Annotated in this window: 18 protein-coding genes; 6 read left to right on the plus strand and 12 right to left on the minus strand. The window is 44.8% G+C overall.

All coding sequences use genetic code 11. The features are described 5' to 3' along the window. Position 1 precedes the first annotated feature (1 nt). From AACU28_RS07955 to AACU28_RS07975, 5 genes are all read right to left on the minus strand, one after another. Positions 2 to 1282: an extracellular solute-binding protein gene (locus tag AACU28_RS07955; protein ID WP_121602719.1), complete on the minus strand. Its 1281-nt coding sequence runs from the start codon at positions 1280 to 1282 to the stop codon at positions 2 to 4. A gap of 6 nt (positions 1283 to 1288) precedes the next feature. Beyond that, positions 1289 to 2236, minus strand: coding sequence for a carbohydrate ABC transporter permease (locus AACU28_RS07960; protein WP_121602720.1), 948 nt, complete (start codon positions 2234 to 2236; stop codon positions 1289 to 1291). A gap of 23 nt (positions 2237 to 2259) precedes the next feature. After that, a complete protein-coding gene (locus AACU28_RS07965; RefSeq protein WP_017074494.1) occupies positions 2260 to 3144 on the minus strand; it encodes a carbohydrate ABC transporter permease in 885 nt (294 codons plus the stop codon). Positions 3145 to 3246: 102 nt separating this feature from the next. Then, positions 3247 to 4131: a LysR substrate-binding domain-containing protein gene (locus AACU28_RS07970; RefSeq protein ID WP_102560759.1), complete on the minus strand. Its 885-nt coding sequence runs from the start codon at positions 4129 to 4131 to the stop codon at positions 3247 to 3249. 194 nt (positions 4132 to 4325) lie between these two features. Further along, on the minus strand, positions 4326 to 5951 hold the full coding sequence (locus tag AACU28_RS07975; RefSeq protein ID WP_121602721.1) for an ABC transporter substrate-binding protein: 1626 nt from the start codon (positions 5949 to 5951) through the stop codon (positions 4326 to 4328). Between the two features lie 173 nt (positions 5952 to 6124). On the opposite strand from AACU28_RS07975, the gene mpaA reads away from it, so the two are divergent. Then, complete coding sequence (mpaA, locus tag AACU28_RS07980; RefSeq protein WP_121602722.1) at positions 6125 to 6832, plus strand: murein tripeptide amidase MpaA; 708 nt, start codon at positions 6125 to 6127, stop codon at positions 6830 to 6832. 336 nt (positions 6833 to 7168) lie between these two features. Here mpaA and efeB read toward each other — a convergent pair whose 3' ends face one another. The 6 genes from efeB to AACU28_RS08010 form a co-directional block, all read right to left on the minus strand. Continuing rightward, positions 7169 to 8419: an iron uptake transporter deferrochelatase/peroxidase subunit gene (gene efeB / locus AACU28_RS07985; RefSeq protein WP_102489295.1), complete on the minus strand. Its 1251-nt coding sequence runs from the start codon at positions 8417 to 8419 to the stop codon at positions 7169 to 7171. Continuing rightward, complete coding sequence (locus tag AACU28_RS07990; protein ID WP_121602723.1) at positions 8416 to 9327, minus strand: EfeM/EfeO family lipoprotein; 912 nt, start codon at positions 9325 to 9327, stop codon at positions 8416 to 8418. The genes efeB and AACU28_RS07990 overlap by 4 nt, the downstream gene beginning before the upstream one ends. Then, positions 9311 to 10153, minus strand: coding sequence for an FTR1 family iron permease (locus tag AACU28_RS07995; protein ID WP_121602724.1), 843 nt, complete (start codon positions 10151 to 10153; stop codon positions 9311 to 9313). The genes AACU28_RS07990 and AACU28_RS07995 overlap by 17 nt, the downstream gene beginning before the upstream one ends. Next, entirely contained in the window at positions 10153 to 10500 is a 348-nt protein-coding gene (locus AACU28_RS08000) for a cupredoxin domain-containing protein (RefSeq protein WP_102489292.1), read from the minus strand. Before AACU28_RS08000 ends, AACU28_RS07995 begins: the two co-directional genes overlap by 1 nt. 63 nt (positions 10501 to 10563) lie before the next feature. Continuing rightward, complete coding sequence (locus AACU28_RS08005; RefSeq protein WP_102489291.1) at positions 10564 to 11118, minus strand: iron transporter; 555 nt, start codon at positions 11116 to 11118, stop codon at positions 10564 to 10566. 346 nt (positions 11119 to 11464) lie between these two features. Beyond that, entirely contained in the window at positions 11465 to 11809 is a 345-nt protein-coding gene (locus AACU28_RS08010) for a DMT family transporter (protein ID WP_029405067.1), read from the minus strand. 322 nt (positions 11810 to 12131) lie between these two features. Between AACU28_RS08010 and AACU28_RS08015 the strand changes: the two genes are divergently transcribed. The 5 genes from AACU28_RS08015 (at position 12132) to AACU28_RS08035 (ending at position 16291) form a co-directional block, all read left to right on the plus strand. Next, positions 12132 to 13280: an S-(hydroxymethyl)glutathione dehydrogenase/class III alcohol dehydrogenase gene (locus tag AACU28_RS08015; RefSeq protein WP_017076927.1), complete on the plus strand. Its 1149-nt coding sequence runs from the start codon at positions 12132 to 12134 to the stop codon at positions 13278 to 13280. Positions 13281 to 13436: 156 nt separating this feature from the next. Further along, on the plus strand, positions 13437 to 14276 hold the full coding sequence (fghA, locus tag AACU28_RS08020) for an S-formylglutathione hydrolase (RefSeq protein WP_121602725.1): 840 nt from the start codon (positions 13437 to 13439) through the stop codon (positions 14274 to 14276). A 160-nt stretch (positions 14277 to 14436) separates the two neighbouring features. Beyond that, positions 14437 to 14769, plus strand: coding sequence for a DMT family transporter (locus AACU28_RS08025; protein WP_121602726.1), 333 nt, complete (start codon positions 14437 to 14439; stop codon positions 14767 to 14769). A gap of 145 nt (positions 14770 to 14914) precedes the next feature. Continuing rightward, positions 14915 to 15316 carry a hypothetical protein gene (locus AACU28_RS08030; RefSeq protein WP_121602727.1) on the plus strand — a complete coding sequence of 134 codons (402 nt, stop codon included), beginning with the start codon at positions 14915 to 14917 and terminating at the stop codon, positions 15314 to 15316. 237 nt (positions 15317 to 15553) lie between these two features. Then, the gene (locus AACU28_RS08035) at positions 15554 to 16291 is read left to right on the plus strand and encodes an NUDIX domain-containing protein (protein ID WP_121602728.1); all 738 of its coding nucleotides are present in this window, start codon (positions 15554 to 15556) and stop codon (positions 16289 to 16291) included. Between the two features lie 140 nt (positions 16292 to 16431). Here the strand turns inward: AACU28_RS08035 and exaC are convergent, their stop codons facing one another. Next, a complete protein-coding gene (gene exaC / locus AACU28_RS08040) occupies positions 16432 to 17952 on the minus strand; it encodes an acetaldehyde dehydrogenase ExaC (RefSeq protein ID WP_004732897.1) in 1521 nt (506 codons plus the stop codon). Between the last annotated feature and the right edge of the window lie 143 nt (positions 17953 to 18095).

Below are 18095 nucleotides of genomic sequence, written 5' to 3' on the forward strand. Positions count from 1 at the left end.
ATTAAGAACGATTCGTTCGGTCTAGTGCACGTTGCGCTTTCTTAGCCGCTTGTTTCAGCGCTTTGTCAGCAGGCACGTTTTGGATTTGAATCTGATCCGCTGCCACTTTCAGAGCGTCCATGATCTTACCGTTAGTAGGGTCTAGGAAGTCTTTGGTCGCCGTGTTCGCTTGCTTCAAAGGAATCAGAGCTTGCGGGTTATCTTTAGTGAACGCTTGGTATTCTGGTACTTCAGAAACGCTGTTACGCACTGGGATGTAACCCGTGAACATTGACCATGCCGCCGTGTTCTTCGCATTGGTGTAGAACTCAACGAATTCGAACGCACCTTTTGCTGCTGCTTCGTCTGTGCCTTTTGGCATCACGTAAACCAGCGCACCCGCTTGTGGCGCAGAAGGGTTTGATCCCCAACCTGGCTGTGTGGTTGCTGAAAGCTTAGTGAAGTCCAAATCACCTTGGTCACCCGATGAACCTGTGTAACCCAACGCGTTGTCTTTCATGACGTCATCGATGGTTTTGTACCAATATTCCCAACCTTGACCGCCGTAGTGAATACGCATGATTTGATCATCGTGGATCCACTTACGGAAGGTGTCCCACACTTCAACCCATTCAGCTGAGTCAATTAGCACTGTTTTGCCATCATCACTGATGATCTTCGCGCCGTTAGAGAAAGCCGCGTCAATCATGTTGTCTTGACCCCACATTGGCTCCCAGCCATAGAAGGTCACGTTGCCTTTGTCGTCACGTTGGGTAACTTTCTCCGCGACCTTAGCCACGCCTTGCCATGTGTTTAAGTCTTGCTCGGTAAAGCCGTTATCTGCCAATACCTGCTTGTTGTAGTAAAACACTTGAGTCGTACCGTAAGCAGGTAAGCCGATGATGGTGCCGTCGTCTGCCGTCACTTGGTCTTTAAACGCGCCAATGAAATCAGAGAAGTTAAACTCTTCATCCATGAAAGCCGTTAAGTCGCGACTCAAACCACGTCCGTGCATTGCTTCCGCACGACCTGAATCTAACAGCACAAGTTCAGGGGCTGTTCTAGACGCAAGACCTGCTTGCAGCTTCTGGTAGGTTTCCGTGTAGTTGCCTTGCAATGCTGGCTTCACCACATACTCATCTTGGCTCGCGTTGAACTCTTCGATGAGCTTAGTCATCATTTGCTGTGGCTTAGTACCACCGGAATACCAAAAGTTAACTTCGGTTGCGGCAAGAACACTGCTAGAGAACATAGACGCGCTTGCTGCGCCAGCACACACTAGTGCGAGAGTTTTTAATTTCATTTCCGTTTACTCTTTTACGCCGTTATCGGCGATACCTGAAAGAATCGTCTTTTGACAAATGACGAATAGAATTAACAAAGGCAATACTGCAATGGTGCTCGCCGCCATGATTTGCGACCAGTTCAATCCATAGTTACCTTCGGCAATAAAGTAGTGACGAATCCCGGTCGCAATCAGGTTAAGATCCTGAGTGGTGATAACCAGACTCGGCCACATGTAGCTGTTGTAATTGGTAATAAAAGTGATGAGGAACAGTGTTGCGACTGCTGCTCGGCATTGCGGTAAGATGATTGCCCATAAGATTTTGAGCTCACCTGCACCATCAATTCGTGCCGCTTCAATCAGCGACGGATGCACCTTGATAAACACTTGGCGTAGATAAAACACACCGAAAACTGACGCCGCGTTCGACGCCACTAAGCCCATGTGTGAATCCAACAAACCCAGTTTTGCCAAGGTGATGTAAGACGGGATGTAAGTCACTGCGCCCGGCAGCATGTAACAGCCCATCACGATAAAATAGAGCACCGTCTTCGAGCGAAACTTCAGCTGCGTTAATGCGTATGCAAACATCGCCGAGTTCACAATCACCAACAGGGTCGTGAACAAAGCCACACTAAAACTGTTGAAGATGTACAAGCCAAACGGCGCACTGTGAAAGGTTTCGACAAACGTTTCCCAACGAAACTGCTCTGGAATCAAGTCCAGCGGGTTAGCAAAGATCTCATCGTTGCTTTTCAGTGAACCAGACAGCATCCATAGGAACGGGAATACCATGATGGTTCCGCAGGTCGCTAAGAAAAGGTGCTTAGCCAGTGCGATAAACGAACGGCGATCCACTGAGCTTTTCTTTGACACAACCTCTGATTTGGTCGCTTTCGTTTGAGCTTTGACTTTAGGTTCAGCCGCTCTTTGAGTTAAGACTTGATTGGCATCCAATACTTGCGTGGTCATAATTCTGTCCTTTCAAAAATCGACTAGTAGTACACCCAGCGCTTGCCGATGTAGGTATTAATAAGTGCCAACAATCCAGTAATCAGGAATATCACTAACGATGTCGCGGCCGCAGGCCCCATTTCGTAACGCTCAAATGCTTGTTGGTAGAACAAGTACAACAAGGTACGAGTCTCACCGCCTGGGCCGCCTTGCGTTAAGATCTGAAACTGATCGAACGCCTGCATTGCCGTAATAATGTTGACCACCACCAAGAAGAACGTAGTTGGTGAAATCAGCGGCAGCGTTATCTTCAAAAAGCGCGTTAAGCTGCTGCAACCATCAATCAAAGACGCTTCGTACAGAGACTCAGGAATCTTGTTGAGCGCACTGATGTAAAACAGCATCGTCCAACCAATCGCCTGCCAAACCGTCACGATAATCACCGCAATCAAGGCTGTGTTTCCGTTCTCTAACCATGGAATTGCGCTAAACCCTGCCGACTCTAATAAGTGGTTGGCCAAGCCTGACTTCGTCTCGAACACCCAAGACCAAACAATCGACACCGCGACCGTTGGCGTGATCCAAGGGGAGAAGATCACTGCACGATAAAACTGGCTGCCCTTGAAGTTTTTGTGCAGCAACATGGCAAACACAAGCCCAAGAATGATGGTGGGAATCACCACACCGACCGAGAACCAAAACGTGTTGAGCACCGCTTGAATGAACTCGTAGTCCTCAACCATATACTCGTAATTTTCTAAACCGATGAACGAATAATCTGGCGAGATGTAATCCCAATCGGTGAAGCTGATATAAATTGAATAACCAAATGGTACGAGCCAAAAAGTAAACAGTGGCACCAACAACGGTGCGGTAAATAATAGTACCTTTAAGCGGTTTTTCATTGGTTGTGAGAAAGCACTCATGGTGACCTCGTCCTTATTTGTATGCGGTTAAACTAAGTGTTTTTTATGACAGGTTAGTAAGAGCGCCCTTCATTTTTTTTATGGCTATCCATAAGAAAATCTTTACTCCAGTTCACCGTCTTCCATTTGGTGATAGAGCCAATCGCAGAAGAAATTCACCTTGGCGCTGCGACTGTGTTTGGTAATCAGATAGTGGGCAGATTCGGCAGGCATCGAGGATTCGTTTGCCAACACAAGGTCTTCTTTCTTGAGCAATTCAGACACCGCGAGCGAACGCACCAGCAACATTCCAATACCGTGCTTAACCGCTTCTAAGGCATGTAAAGAGTTACTCACTTCGAGCAGAACCTTAGGTAATGTCATCTCGAATTGGTTATGGCCGAGCCATTGCAGCCAGTTCTCTCGGTAGCCTTTGACCTGAACCGTCGGCAGAGCAGCAAAGTCATGCTTGCTGAGTAATTCTTGATGCTCGGATTTGAATTGAGGGCTGCAAACTAACTGCCAATGTTCTTGAAACAGTCGCTCGCTATGGGTGTCTTCGCTTTCGACCTTGCCGTTGGTCAGCTCGATATCGACATTCTGACAAGGGTTGGTTGATGGCCAGTCCACCAGCTGAATATCGAGCCTGATAAAAGGGTATTTCTTATAGAAGGCTGGCAGTCGAGGTAACAGCCAGTTATGACAAAAGGTGTGGTTTACGCGCAGGCTCAACACGTCGGTTTCTTTTTCACCGAACAAGATCTGAGTCTGCAATTTAAGGTGAGCAAGTGAACCTGCCACAATCGGTTGATAATGCTGAGCAGCTGACGTCAGCTTTGCGCCTTTAGAGCTGCGTTCAAACAAGGTGGTATCGAGGAAGGTTTCTAAACTTTTGAGCTGTTGGCTAACCGCCGCTTGCGTGACACAAAGCTCTCGGGCAGCCGCGCCAATGGAACCAAGACGAGCAACAGCTTCGAACGCAACAAGGGCGCGTAGAGGGGGTAACATGGCTTCACCTGATTGAAATAAAAGTGAAAAATACTTCAATCAGGTTTCAGTTTTTTGCGGTTACCGTTACAGATTAATGACGAAGGGACATTGATCAGATATTTATGATCAACGTCCCTTTTCTTCTATTTCTTATTTCTATTTTTATACGTAATGCCTTCGCTTCGTCATATCAGAGCTCGCATCAGGCTTATCTATTCTTTGATATAAAGATCCTTAGAATAGATGCGCCCTTCAACGTTGTTCTTAGCAAAACCACCGACACTTGGTCGCACTAGGCGAGCCTGCATGTAGTAATAGATGGGGGCGATAGGCATATCTTCAGCCAGTAACTGTTCCGCTTGGTCATAGAAACCTTGGCGATCTTGTTCGCTGGTTGCGGCCAATGCGCTGTCCATTGCAGCGTCGTAGTTGTCGTTATTGTAACGCGCAAAGTTACCCGAAGACTCAGAGCGCAATAAGCTCAAGAAGGTCGATGCTTCATTATAATCACCACACCAAGAAGCACGCATCACGTCAAAATCACCTTGGCGACGTGATACTAGGTAAGACTTCCACTCTTGGTTTTCCAGCTCAACTTGCGCGCCTAGGTTGCCTTTCAGCATGGAAGCGATCGCCACTGCAATCGACTTGTTCGACTCACTGGTGTTGTAGAGCAACTTGAAATCCAATGGATTAGCTGCATCGTAGCCCGCTTCTTTCAACAGCTCTTTCGCCTTTTGGTCGCGCTCCTTTTGAGTCCATGTGCTGTATTCAGGCTGAGTCGCATCAAAGCCTGCCGTGTACTCATGAGCAAAGGTATAAGCCGGTAGGTTACCCACCTGAGTGACACCATTGGTGATAACGTCACGCATCATCGAATAAGACACCGCTTTACGTACTCGCGCGTCATCGAATGGAGGTCGCGTGGTATTGAATGCGTAGTAGTAAGTACACAGCAGAGGCACCGCGGTAAACGCATCTTGGTATTTAGTTTTAAGCTGCTGCGCCATGTGTGTCGGCACATCAGACGTGATATCCACCTCGCCCACCGCATAACGGTTAATCGAAGCGTTTTGATTTTCGAACGGAATGTAAGTCACTTGGGTTAGATTGGTATCTGAACTGTCCCAATAGTTAGGATTCTTCTTCAGTTCGATGCGTTCGTTAATCACCCACTCGTCCAATACAAACGCACCATTACCGACAAACTGCTTAGGGTCACTCCACGGCTTATCGCTGTTTTCTAGCGTTGCCTTATGAACGGGCATCATCGATGTATGGCCTGTCATCGCCACAAAGTAAGGCACCTTGCTATCGAGCTCGAACTTCACCGTGTGTTTATCAACGGCTGAGACACCTAGATCTTCAACGGGCTTCTTACCTTCTGCCACGTCAGCAATGTTGTTGATTCTGGTGAGCTTTAGATACCACACGTTTGGCGAAGCCAGTTTCGGGTCGACCGCGCGTCTTATCGCGTACACGAAATTATCGGCCGTCACCGGATCGCCATTCGACCATTTTGCGTCTTTACGCAGATGGAATACAAACGTCTGGTTGTCTTCGGTTTCCCAAGATTCCGCAACACCTGGAGTGATGTTGCCATCGCGATCTTGAATCACTAAACCTTCAAATAGGTCTCGTAAAATGTGCATTTCAGGCAAGCCTTCTGCCTTTGCCGGATCGAGTGTCGCTGCTTCCGCATCATTGGCGCGAACTAAGTGCTGGTCTTTTGCCAGTGAAACACCAGCAGGTAAGGTTTCAGCAACGGCAGTCACTGATATAAAAGGGGTCAATAAAGATGAAATGAGTAAAGCCGTTGAATGTTTTTTAAAATCCATGTTTGTTTGCTCTCCTAGCCTATCTTTGAAGCAAGTAATAAAATTAACAATGCGACGGTTGACGAGTTTTGACGCTATGGTTTATTTAAAGGGGTTCATCTAATGGACTTAGTTAATGATTAATATAGCCAATAGTGAATACTTGATAGTACTTGATCAATCAGGAGATTAAGGTGAGTTTAATTCCAAGAACGGAAAGAGCTGCGTTTTCAATAAAGCCGCTGTCATATGGAAAATCAGTATTGGGTGCGCCTTTGCTCTATTTCCCCGCGCAAATAGAAAGCGAATCTCGTGGGCTGGTTTTAGCAGGCACACACGGTGATGAAACCGCTTCTATCGCAGGTTTGTCTTGCGCCCTGAGAAGCTTGTCAGCCGCCAATTTACGACACGATGTGATTCTGTCGATGAACCCAGACGGCAATCAGTTAGGCACTCGCGCTAACGCCAATCAAGTCGATTTAAACCGCGCCTTCCCAACGCAAAATTGGACAGAAAACGGCACTGTCTATCGCTGGAGTTCTCACACACCGGTCAGAGACGTAAAAGTGAAAACGGGACAAGCCAACCAACTTGAACCTGAAGTGCAGTCACTCATCAACCTCATTGAGCAGCGCAAACCCAAGTTCGTCATCTCTTTCCACGAACCACTCGCCATGGTCGACGACCCAACCCAATCGGAACTTGCCACTTGGCTAAGCAAGCAGTTCAACCTACCGCTCGTCGAAGACGTGGATTACGAAACCCCAGGCTCATTCGGCACATGGTGCCAAGAAAGAAACCTGCCATGCATTACCGTAGAACTACCACCCGTTTCTGCGGATTTAACTATAGAGAAGTATTTGGATGCATTTGTGGCTGTGTTGGGGTGTGAGGAAGGTTAGGTTGAGTGTATTTTGAACTTAACAACAAAAGCTATTCTCTTTAGATTTGGATGATGTGAGAGGACTTGGTGCTTAAAGTCTAATTGATAAACTGCAACTGCTCGCCAAGTACTCGAGTACTGAATGTATCCACCAGCTCAAAAAACTGATCGACCTTGACTTTATCTGGCATGTACAGCTCTTGGGATTAAGCGCTGATCGATTCGTCACATTTGACAAAAGCTCAAAGATAGACAGGTAAAGGTTGATAATCCGTTAGGCTTGTTAAGGGAAAGTCATCCACTTTTGCAACAAGCCCAGCTTTGGACTTTACACTCCTGAACGAGATAAGATTAGCTACCCTTTGGCTAACCTTATTAAATTACTCGCTAAATATGTTTGATTATCGTCTATTCCTGGTAATACAAAATAATAGCCGCCTCCAAAAGGCTTAATATAGCGCTCTAATGGCTCACCATTGAGTCTTTTTTGGGCATCAATAAAACCAGTCTTAAGGTTTTTCTGGAATGATACAAATATTAATCCCATATCAAGTGCACTAGCACTGGTCAAGCCCAACGAGTAGCTATAACTTCGCCTACGCAGCTTTGCAGTATGACGCTCAGGGTCTCGAGGTTCAGCGCGGCGCATGTGTGAATCAAATAAAATTCGGTCACCATGAGGATCTTTATCAAATTTTGGTGAATCATTCTCATGCTTCATCCCTATCGGGGCACCGCTAGTCTTATGACGTCCAAAATTATTTTCTTGATCTTCTAATGGGGTTCTATCCCAAAACTCAAGATTAAACCGGATCAAACGTATTGCTTGATAGGAGCCTCCTATACACCATGGCATATCTTTATCTGTAATCCATACTAACTCATCAATGAGTTCTTTATCGTCAGCAGACGCATTACCTGTGCCATCTTTGAAGCCAAATAAATTAATTGCTGTCGATTTATTGTCCAAGTCTCGATAAGGTAAAAAGCCATCAATTTTCCATCGAGGAGAAAGGTATTTATTAGTGTGTTGAATGATATCTCTGACGGCATAAATGACACTTTCAGGGCTGTCAGCGCATATTTGTAATGTGATATCCCCACCGCACCAACGAGGATCAAGTCGATCGTTAGGGAAGCTTGTCATCGTTTCTAGATGCTTAGGTTTATAGGCAGTTAGTCCAAAGCGTGTATCAAATAACGTAGCTCCTAACGCAACTGTGATCGTTAGTGAGTCGGGTTTAAGTGAACGTCCTAAGATCCCTGATTCTTTTGGTGGTAGTTTGTCATTTGTATCGGCTGGTAATTCGTGATTTTGGGTTAAATAAGCGATCCGTTGTGTCAATATTTTTAAAACGGTTTCAAGTGCTGTGAGTGTTTCAGCAGTCACATCAAAAGCAATAAATATCGCATCTTTTGGCTCCTTGGTGATAACACCGGCTTGATGAGTGCCTTTGTAGTTTATGGTCTTACCATAATCATGAGACGAATCCGATGTTTTCACTGCCAATGCTGGCAGAGAAAGTGCAGCACTTCCATATGCGAGTGATTTCAAAATTTGACGGCGAGGGGAACTAAATTTAAGGGAACGTGTTTTATCGCTCATGATTTTCCACCTGGATATTTGTAGTAAACATCTACGTTTAAATTAGATCTTAGTCTTGCCAATAAATAAGCTTGATCTGATAGCAGGGAATAAAGCTTTTCTCTATCATGATTGGTAAGTTGGCCATATGGCTTAAAGCTACCTTGTTCCATCATGTAATGGCCAATGATTTGATTGATCTGCTGATAATTTTCAAGTATTGGTTTTAGCGTTTCTGGTGAAATAAATGGTTTCAGTTCTTCAATGATTTTTTTTGAACCCGCCATGTTTGCTGCAATATCTGTAAGATCAGAGTGGCTGTATATATTCTCTTGACCACTCAATTTTACTTCGATGACCATTTCAATATAGTCGGCAGATGATTGAACTAACTTTGGGATATCAATATGCTCTTGCTCAACGCGTTGTTTGAGGTCTTTGATATACATGTTTAGTTCACCTACGGCACCCAATGCTGCTGCCTTGTCTTTAGTTTCGAAAAGCATATATTCAACGAGATGAAAGCCTTTAAAACGGTAATCAGTGACACCTTGTAAAAAATAATCGGCTCGCGAATTAATAATGCGATCTGTATTTCCGAATAGGTCAATAATAGGACGTATCATTTCGTAATGTTGGTGCGCCTTTACATAATAACCTTGTGCATCTTTGAGGTTACCGTCAACTAAAGATTTTTTTAATTTATTAAGCAGCTCTATTATTTGTTCAATATTTTCAGTGACGTAAAATATGAATGCTTCCGTAGCGGGTTTATACTTATCAGGTGTTGGTATATCTCCCTTTGCGATAATCACCTCATCACCTATTTGAACTGGCGAGCGTAATGCTTTGGCCTCAAGGTTTGAGCTTGAAACAAAAAAAAGAAATAGACAGAAGGTATCTATAACTATTCTAGTTCTGTTGCGCATACTTTCCCCCACTCAAGAAAATCCATGCCATTGAGATCCAAAAAATCATAAAGGTAACAACACTTAGCCAAATAGGTTGTGAACGATAAGCAAAGAAAGAGGACAGTAAATTTCCGAATAAACCTGAATCATCAATGATATTAGTGGTATCCCATGCAGGTAAGTACAAGAAGTCTGGTACGGAATAATCGTATTCAATTAATAAATTAATGCCTTCTTCCATGCCCTTTAACAGTAATGAAATGGCTAGAAAAAGTAAGATCACTCCTGTTAAGTTGAAAAATATACGCCATGGAATAAAGCGTTTGAATAGTGAAAATAAATACACGGTAAATGCAGCAATAGCAATTCCGCCGAATACTGAAATGAAGAAATAAACGGCATTACTTTTGTTTAATGCCATGATAAAGCTAGATAAAAACACAACAACCTCACTACCTTCTCGTGCGATTGCAATCGCAACGATGAAAGTCACTCCCCACCAGTTCTTCCTTTGGGTTTGTGTCGTTAAACCTGTCTCTATGTCTGATTTTAATGACTTACCATGGCGACTCATCCAATAAACCATTTGGACTATTAACAGGCAGGCTGCAATTTCCATAATGACCATAAAAAGAGATTGGCCTGTATCGTCTAAGATGTTAAACACCCCGTAAATCAGTAAAGCTAGCACGACAGATGCTATGCAACCAATGGCAACACCACCCCATAAATATTTAAGCCCATGTCGACCATCTATATGTTGTTTAAGCCAAGCATAAATAATACTAATAAGGAGTAGAGCTTCTATACTTTCGCGCCAAATAACAAAGGTGACTTGTCCCATTACTCTACCTCCTCACTTGCAATTATTTTTCCTTTTGGAAGATCAAGATGAAAGTCATCAAAAAAACTATACTCTCCTTCCCTCAATGGCACGATAACGACAACGGAGCTTGCCCCTGGCGCTAATACTTTCTCTTTGCGCAATTGAGTACTTTCAAACTCGGCAGGCTGCTCACCTATGTTTGAAATCTTTATGCGGATAATTTTCTTTGTTGGTACATTTAGAACCTGAGGAGTGAAAACCCCGTTGTTTATTGTCAACTCGACAGTGAATTTCTCTGCAGCGGCAGCGTAAAAGGGTAGTATCAAAAGAAGAAGTAGGGAGATAGAATAAGGTTTGTTCATCATGTCTATTATCAATGCCTTAAATGTGTAAAAGGGAGTCTAAGCTCCCAGTAGAACCTATACGCTTTAGTAACTGCCTTTTCGGCCAACACCGGTATAGTTGAACTCCCATGACACATCGAATGGTTTAAACCACGGAGCTACCCCTGTTTCTTTGTCGATGTGACGCCCAAATGAAACTTTCTTGTTGTAAGAAGGTGGGTAAATGGTAAAGGTGACTTTGTATTTACCATTACCATCTAGTTTGATGTTTTTACCATAATGAGGCCCGTCACTTGCAACCATCGGCATGAATTCACCTGTTTGTTGTGCCTTATCATCTCCAAGCTTATCCACTGCATACTTGATTGTTAAATAAGGCATCCAGTCACCTTCAGCAAAGCCATTTGGGTTATCTTCAACAGCATGAATATCGGCTTCTAAATGCACATCTGACGCTTTTGCAGAGAGGCTATGCATATTTCCCATACCTTCCGCCCCCATGGTGATAGGCTGAAGGTAAACTCCTTGTATTTCCATCCCATTTTTAATCACAGGCTGACCAAGTGGGTACTCCTGAGCAAGGAGAGATGTTGATGAAAGCATGAGTATCGATGCAGCAAAGACATTTGTGATTTTCATTATTGAAAACTCCATATTTAACAAAAACTAATGATAACCATTATCACTATCATTGTAGGGGGTTTGCGAAACAACAAATGTCTGCAATCTAAGTATTAACTATTGACATTTTGGCAAATAGTTAATACGAATAATTCGTACTAGCATAAGGAGATTATGAGGCTTCTAGGCACTGCTAATGCGTAATTCGGTTGGGAGGCATCGTTGTCCCGTTACATGTGGCAAAGCTTAAAGGTTTGGTAAATTCGGATAACTTTTAGTCAGGCAAACGTACCCCCTCTAAGTTATAAATAGCCTTGCTGCAAAGAACTTTTTTTTTTGGGGGGGGGGGATAACCTAAAGTAACCTAATGACTCACCGACGTCGAAAACAGGTTGATAATCACCACACCTGCAAGAATCAAAACAATGCCGATGATCGCGAAGATATCGAGCTTTTGCCCGTAGATCAGCCAAGACAGTGCTGCGACCAGCACTATCCCTGCCCCACACCAAATCGCATACGCCACACCCAAAGACATGGTTTGCACTGTGAGAGACAACAGATAAAAAGCACAGCCGTAGCTCGCCAATACCGCGGCAGTGGCCGGTAAAGAAGTAAATTGCTGCGTTTTAGGTAATAGAGAAGTGGCGACAACTTCAAGCACGATGGCGAGTGAAAGCATCACTGGAGGTGGGAGAGATAAAAGCATGTTTGAGTCTACAACGAGAAAATAGGCGGAAAGCTTACGTCCCATTTGTTTCTAATAAATGTCTTACCTACATAGTTCCTGTTTACAGTGTCCTTAGATTTTCTGAGTAACTAACCCTCCTTTCAGAATTCTTCTTAATACACCCATTATTACAAATACGTAATAATCATTTTCTATTTAAGGGGATTATCAAAGCATGCACTCACACCTATACTAGCTCCAACAAAACGAGAGAGCGGAAACAATTAAGCTCAACTACGCTTAACGGGTTGAATTTAATTGCACGGTTATCCGCTGTACTGACATATATAGGAAACATCCAATGACAATCGAAATTAAACCTGGTCAAACTCATATCAAATCAAAAGCAATGGTTGCATGGGCAGCTGGCGAGCCACTAAAAATGGAAGAAGTTGATGTACAACTTCCTAAAGCTGGTGAGGTTCTAGTTCGCATCGTTGCTACTGGTGTTTGTCACACTGACGCATTCACATTATCAGGTGACGATCCAGAAGGTATCTTCCCTTCAATTCTTGGTCACGAAGGTGGCGGTATCGTTGAGATGATCGGCGAAGGCGTTACAAGTGTTGAGATTGGCGACCACGTGATTCCACTTTACACAGCTGAATGTGGCGAATGTAAATTCTGTAAATCTGGTAAAACTAACCTATGCCAAGCCGTTCGTGAAACGCAAGGTAAAGGCCTAATGCCAGACGGTACAAGCCGCTTCTCTATTAATGGCGAAACAATTTTCCATTACATGGGTTGCTCTACTTTCTCTGAGTACACAGTACTTCCAGAAATCTCGCTAGCGAAAGTAAGCAAAGAAGCACCACTTGAAGAAGTTTGTCTTCTAGGTTGTGGTGTAACAACTGGTATGGGCGCGGTACTGAACACAGCTAAAGTTGAAAAAGGCGACAACGTTGCTGTATTCGGCCTAGGCGGTATCGGTCTTTCTGCAATCATTGGTGCTCGCATGGCTGGTGCTAACCGCATCATCGGTGTTGATATCAACGAGAGCAAATTCGAGCTAGCAAAACAGCTTGGCGCGACTGACTGCATCAACCCGACTAAATTCGACAAGCCAATCCAAGACGTTATCGTTGAGATGACAGACGGCGGTGTTGAGTACTCTTTCGAGTGTATCGGTAACGTAAACGTGATGCGTCAAGCGCTTGAGTGCTGTCACAAAGGTTGGGGCGAATCAGTCATCATTGGTGTTGCAGGTGCAGGCCAAGAGATCGCAACTCGTCCATTCCAACTAGTAACTGGTCGTGTATGGCGTGGTTCTGCTTTCGGTGGTGTTAAAGGCCGCTCTGAGCTTCCAGAAATCGTAAACCGTTACATGGCGGGTGAGTTTGGTCTTCAAGAGTTCATCACTCACACTATGGGTCTGCAAGATGTTAACGAAGCATTCGACCTAATGCACAAAGGTGAATCTATCCGTACTGTTCTACACATGGATAAATAATCCCCCTTGGTCTCGATACTTAGGTGTCGAGACCACAGTTCTGACTTAAACATCAGAGCGAAACTGTCTTCACCACCTCCTGCCCGGTGGGTGGTGAAACTTTAAGTAATACAGACAAATTTACTCCCAAACCATCAACCTAACGGAGCACAATAAATGACAATCGAAAACATTAGCCAAGCAAAGGTTGCTGGTGGTTGGCACAAACAATACACCCACTTTTCTGCAACGCTTGACTGCAACATGCGTTTTGCGATTTTCTTGCCACCTAACGCAAGCAAAGAAAACCCAGTTCCTGTTTTGTATTGGTTATCAGGCTTAACCTGTACCGATGAAAACTTCATGCAAAAAGCCGGCGCATTCAAAGCCGCGGCTGAGCAAGGCATTGCGATTGTTGCACCAGACACCAGCCCGCGTGGCGAAGGTGTTGCCGACGATGAAAACTACGACTTAGGCCAAGGCGCAGGCTTCTACGTGAATGCTACTCAAGCGCCATGGGACAGCCATTACCAAATGTACGATTACGTGGTAACAGAGCTACCAGCGCTGATTGAGTCTTTCTTCCCAGTGACATCAGTGAAATCAATTTCTGGTCACAGCATGGGCGGACATGGTGCCCTAACGATTGGCATTAAAAACGAAGATAGCTACCGTTCTATCTCTGCATTCAGCCCAATCACCAACCCAATGCAATGCCCTTGGGGACAAAAAGCTTTCAACCAATACCTAGGCTTAGATATTGAAGAGTGGAAACAGTACGACGCTTCTGAGCTTCTAAAAAGCAAAGGCACTAAACTGCCAATGTTGGTCGACCAAGGCGAAGCGGATAACTTCCTGATTGAGCAACTTAAGCCTGAACAATTAGTCGAAGCAGCTAAGGTAACCAATGCCGATTTAGAGCTACGTATGCAGCCAGGTTACGACCATAGCTACTTCTTCATCTCTAGCTTTATTGATGAGCATATTGAGTTCCACGCTGCTTACCTAAACAAGTAGTCACACCGATTTAGCCCACACCTTGCAAAAGCGTGAGGTGTGGGCTTTTTTGTGCCTGCTGTTTGGGCAAGCCCGCTGTTACTTAATAGCAGCAACAACGATTCACACTTTCAAGCACCCCGCTATACCAACAAAAACAATACAACTAAAAGGTACGACTATGATCTGGTTTTTCTTAATGATGGGCGTGATGGCGGAAGCACTTTCTCACGTAGCACTTAAAGCAACCGACGGCTTCAGCTTGTCTAAACCTATCCCTGCTTTATTGGTGATTTCAGGACACTTGGCGGCATTTCTATTTTTGAGCCAAGCTATGAAAGGGATGCCAGTTGGTGTGGTTCACTCTTTGTGGGCAGGTTTAGCTATCGTAACCGTGAGCCTGATTTCTACGTTTGTTTACCGCCAGCACCTCGATACCATGGTGTGGATCGGCATGTTATTCGTTGCGGCTGGTGTTGTGATGATCAACCTGTCGCAAGGTCACTCGCACTAGTGTAGATAATGACTTATGAACAGTGTATCAATTCGTTCAAATTTCCTAACAGACAGGTGTCGCGTTCACTTATTCATACTCTTACAATCAGCAAATCAAACCTGTTACCATAGCGCCTTCAACATCACCTATTTTGAAGGTTGCTATGAAAGCAATTAAGACTCTTTTCTTCCTGATGGTTTTATTGAGCGGTCTGTTTACCGCTTGGCTGTTTATCCCGATTCCAGCGACCATGGACAAGCAAACGCTCGACGTTCCATTAACGGAACCATTCAAGCTTGTGGCGTACCGCAGCAACCCGAATGATGCGAGCAAGCCACTGACTTACCACTACTATGTGATTTCAGATGTAGTTGGCGTAGACGACATGGAACCGTTCCTGATTACCACGGACCAGTTCGTGAAGCTTGGCGAATTCGACGAGAACACGTTCAATTTAACCGTTAACGGTAAGATCGAGAGCTACACCAACGACTTGTGGATCAAAAAATCTGACGGCAAGCTTCAGCACTGGTACGTAAGTGTTGATGCAAACTATATTCGTTAGAGTAAACCTTAGATAAGATTTATCTTCAGACTGCGCTTTGGCTTCCAAGCGCAGTTTTTTGTTTCTAGCGCAATTTTTGTTCCAAGCCGCCCGCTTTACACTCTCCCTCACTTTTTACCCACCACTGCCGTGCTCTTAAAAATGCTACAAGCAGAGCAGGTTTTATAAGCTCTTGAGATAAGATAAGCTCCACCTATGCTCGACTCCCAATAAATCAAAAATAATAAAGGATCACTCGTGGAATTTACGCTCGACAAATTTAACGGCATTATCATCGACCCAGCAACAGCCCCTCACGATGCTGACTCATTCAATGCCGAACTCAGCGAGATCACCGAATTTTCAAAGCAGAACAACAAAGGCATTATTTGGATTAGTTTGCCTATTTCACTTTCGCACCTTATTCCGGTGGCGATTGAGCTTGGCTTTGTGTTTCACAACTGTCTAGAAGACGAGATTACGCTGATCCACAAATCCGAGATTGTCGAATTTGTGCCTTTCATCCCTACCCACACCTTAGGTGCTGGCGCATTGATCACCAACGAACACAACCAAGTGCTGATGATCAAAGAGCATGGTATGACAGGCTACAAGTTACCTGGCGGCCATATTGAGTTGGGTGAAGGCATTGAAGAATCGGTTGTTCGGGAAACCTTGGAAGAAACCGGTATCGAGGCAACGTTCGTTTCTGTGGTTGGCATGGCGACAAGACACCCGTATCAATTCGGTAAATCAAACCTCTACTTTATTTGTCACCTTATCGCTCAAACTCAAGATATCGCGATTCAAGACACTGATGAAATTGCAGAAGCCAAATGGATTGATGTTGAAGAGTATATTAACAACCCCGACAGCTACCCGTTTAACCGCCAATTGGTCGGTACTCTGATAGGAAAGCAAGGTTTGGAACTCACTCAGCTAGAGGGCAACTATGGCCCGGTACACAAGCCCGAGATCTTCTTTTCGAAAAGCTAGAGTGCTTCAGATATAAAAACGCCCAACTCAATTGAATTGGGCGCTTTGGTTTCTAGCTTTTGTTCTTAATTAAGCCGACTGCGTTGTTAGTTATTCTTTGTACCTATGATTCATTCTCATACTTTTAAAACGAACCTGTATTAAAAGAAGCCCAACGGATTAGTATCATAGCTGATCAGCAGGTTCTTAGTATTTTGGTAGTGATCGAGCATCATTTTATGTGTCTCACGACCAATGCCTGATTTCTTATAACCACCGAACGCGGCATGTGCTGGATAAGCGTGGTAACAGTTCACCCAAATACGCCCCGCTTCAATGTTACGACCCATGCGATACGCTAGGTTTGCATCACGCGTCCATACGCCTGCACCCAAGCCATACTCGGTGTCATTGGCGATCTCTAGCGCTTCTGCTTCATCTTTAAACGTCGTTACCGCGATAACAGGGCCGAAGATCTCTTCTTGGAATACACGCATCTTGTTGTGCCCTTCCAGCATGGTTGGCTGAATGTAGTAACCGTTGCCGAGATCATCTGGTTGCTGCGCAATTTCACCACCTGTTAGCACTTTCGCACCTTCTTGACGACCGATTTCTAGGTAGCTCAAGATCTTATCAAACTGCTCTTTAGAAGCTTGTGCACCCACCTGAGTATCGGTATCTAACGGGTTACCTTGTTTAATAGTTTGAGCACGCTCGACCACCTTGGCGATGAACTTGTCGTACACCGATTCATGGATCAGCACACGTGATGGACAGGTACACACTTCACCTTGGTTGAAGAACGCAAGCAACATGCCTTCGACACACTTATCTAGGTATTCGTCTTCATGATTAAAGATATCTGGGAAGTAGATATTTGGAGACTTACCGCCAAGCTCAACCGTTGATGGAATCAAGCTTTCTGCGGCACATTTCAAGATGTGGTGGCCGACCTCTGTTGAACCAGTAAACGCCAACTTCGCTAAGCGATCGCTGGTTGCTAACGCTTGACCCGCTTCGCTACCAAAACCATTCACGATGTTGACCACGCCAGCAGGCAGAAGATCGGCGATCTTCTCCATCATCACTAGGATCGATGTCGGTGTTTGCTCGGCTGGCTTCATCACCACACAACAGCCCGCAGCCAGTGCAGGTGCCAATTTCCAAGCCGCCATTAAAATCGGGAAGTTCCAAGGAATGATCTGCCCCACCACACCAATAGGTTCTGGGAAGTGATAACTTGCGGTGTTTGAATCTAGCTCAGCTGCGCTGCCTTCTTGCGCTCGAATACAGCCCGCGAAATAACGGAAGTGATCGACAACCAAAGGAATATCTGCCGCTAAGGTTTCTCGCACAGGCTTGCCGTTTTCCCATGTTTCAGCGACCGCGATTTCTTCAAGGTTCGCTTCAATGCGGTCAGCAATTTTAAGTAGAATGTTCGAACGTTCAGTAACGCTCGTCGCAGCCCAACTAGCACGAGCGGCATGCGCGGCATCGAGTGCCAAGCTGATATCCGCCTCTGTTGAGCGTGCCACTTGGCAATATACCTGACCATTCACTGGGGAAGTGTTATCAAAATACTCGCCGCTGACAGGCTTCACCCACTCGCCACCGATAAAGTTATCGTATTGCGCTTTAAAGTTCACCACTGCGTTGTCACTACCCGGCTGTGCGTAAATCATAGTTAGATCCTTCTTCGATTTGTTCTTCGTTATTGAGCTAGAGCTGTCTTATTTTTGTGGCGGCTCCCCTTGAGAAAAGAACTCATGACAAGACGCCCATGTTTATGCTTTCTGTTTAAAACACTGATACTTCGTGTTTTCTT

Origin of the sequence: Vibrio sp. SBT000027 (assembly GCF_963894355.1) — a bacterium.
Taxonomy (GTDB): domain Bacteria; phylum Pseudomonadota; class Gammaproteobacteria; order Enterobacterales; family Vibrionaceae; genus Vibrio; species Vibrio splendidus.

Excerpts from the sequence above, each read along its gene's own strand:
- AACU28_RS08010 (WP_029405067.1), bottom strand. The coding sequence starts at position 11,809 with ATGCTTTTATCTCTCCCACCTCCAGTGATGCTTTCACTCGCCATCGTG.
- AACU28_RS07975 (WP_121602721.1), bottom strand. The coding sequence starts at position 5,951 with ATGGATTTTAAAAAACATTCAACGGCTTTACTCATTTCATCTTTATTG.
- AACU28_RS07955 (WP_121602719.1), bottom strand. The coding sequence starts at position 1,282 with ATGAAATTAAAAACTCTCGCACTAGTGTGTGCTGGCGCAGCAAGCGCG.
- AACU28_RS07960 (WP_121602720.1), bottom strand. The coding sequence starts at position 2,236 with ATGACCACGCAAGTATTGGATGCCAATCAAGTCTTAACTCAAAGAGCG.
- AACU28_RS08000 (WP_102489292.1), bottom strand. The coding sequence starts at position 10,500 with ATGATGAACAAACCTTATTCTATCTCCCTACTTCTTCTTTTGATACTA.
- AACU28_RS08025 (WP_121602726.1), top strand. The coding sequence starts at position 14,437 with ATGATCTGGTTTTTCTTAATGATGGGCGTGATGGCGGAAGCACTTTCT.
- AACU28_RS07990 (WP_121602723.1), bottom strand. The coding sequence starts at position 9,327 with ATGCGCAACAGAACTAGAATAGTTATAGATACCTTCTGTCTATTTCTT.
- AACU28_RS07965 (WP_017074494.1), bottom strand. The coding sequence starts at position 3,144 with ATGAGTGCTTTCTCACAACCAATGAAAAACCGCTTAAAGGTACTATTA.
- AACU28_RS07995 (WP_121602724.1), bottom strand. The coding sequence starts at position 10,153 with ATGGGACAAGTCACCTTTGTTATTTGGCGCGAAAGTATAGAAGCTCTA.
- efeB (WP_102489295.1), bottom strand. The coding sequence starts at position 8,419 with ATGAGCGATAAAACACGTTCCCTTAAATTTAGTTCCCCTCGCCGTCAA.
- AACU28_RS08015 (WP_017076927.1), top strand. The coding sequence starts at position 12,132 with ATGACAATCGAAATTAAACCTGGTCAAACTCATATCAAATCAAAAGCA.
- exaC (WP_004732897.1), bottom strand. The coding sequence starts at position 17,952 with ATGATTTACGCACAGCCGGGTAGTGACAACGCAGTGGTGAACTTTAAA.
- AACU28_RS08030 (WP_121602727.1), top strand. The coding sequence starts at position 14,915 with ATGAAAGCAATTAAGACTCTTTTCTTCCTGATGGTTTTATTGAGCGGT.
- fghA (WP_121602725.1), top strand. The coding sequence starts at position 13,437 with ATGACAATCGAAAACATTAGCCAAGCAAAGGTTGCTGGTGGTTGGCAC.
- AACU28_RS08005 (WP_102489291.1), bottom strand. The coding sequence starts at position 11,118 with ATGAAAATCACAAATGTCTTTGCTGCATCGATACTCATGCTTTCATCA.
- AACU28_RS07970 (WP_102560759.1), bottom strand. The coding sequence starts at position 4,131 with ATGTTACCCCCTCTACGCGCCCTTGTTGCGTTCGAAGCTGTTGCTCGT.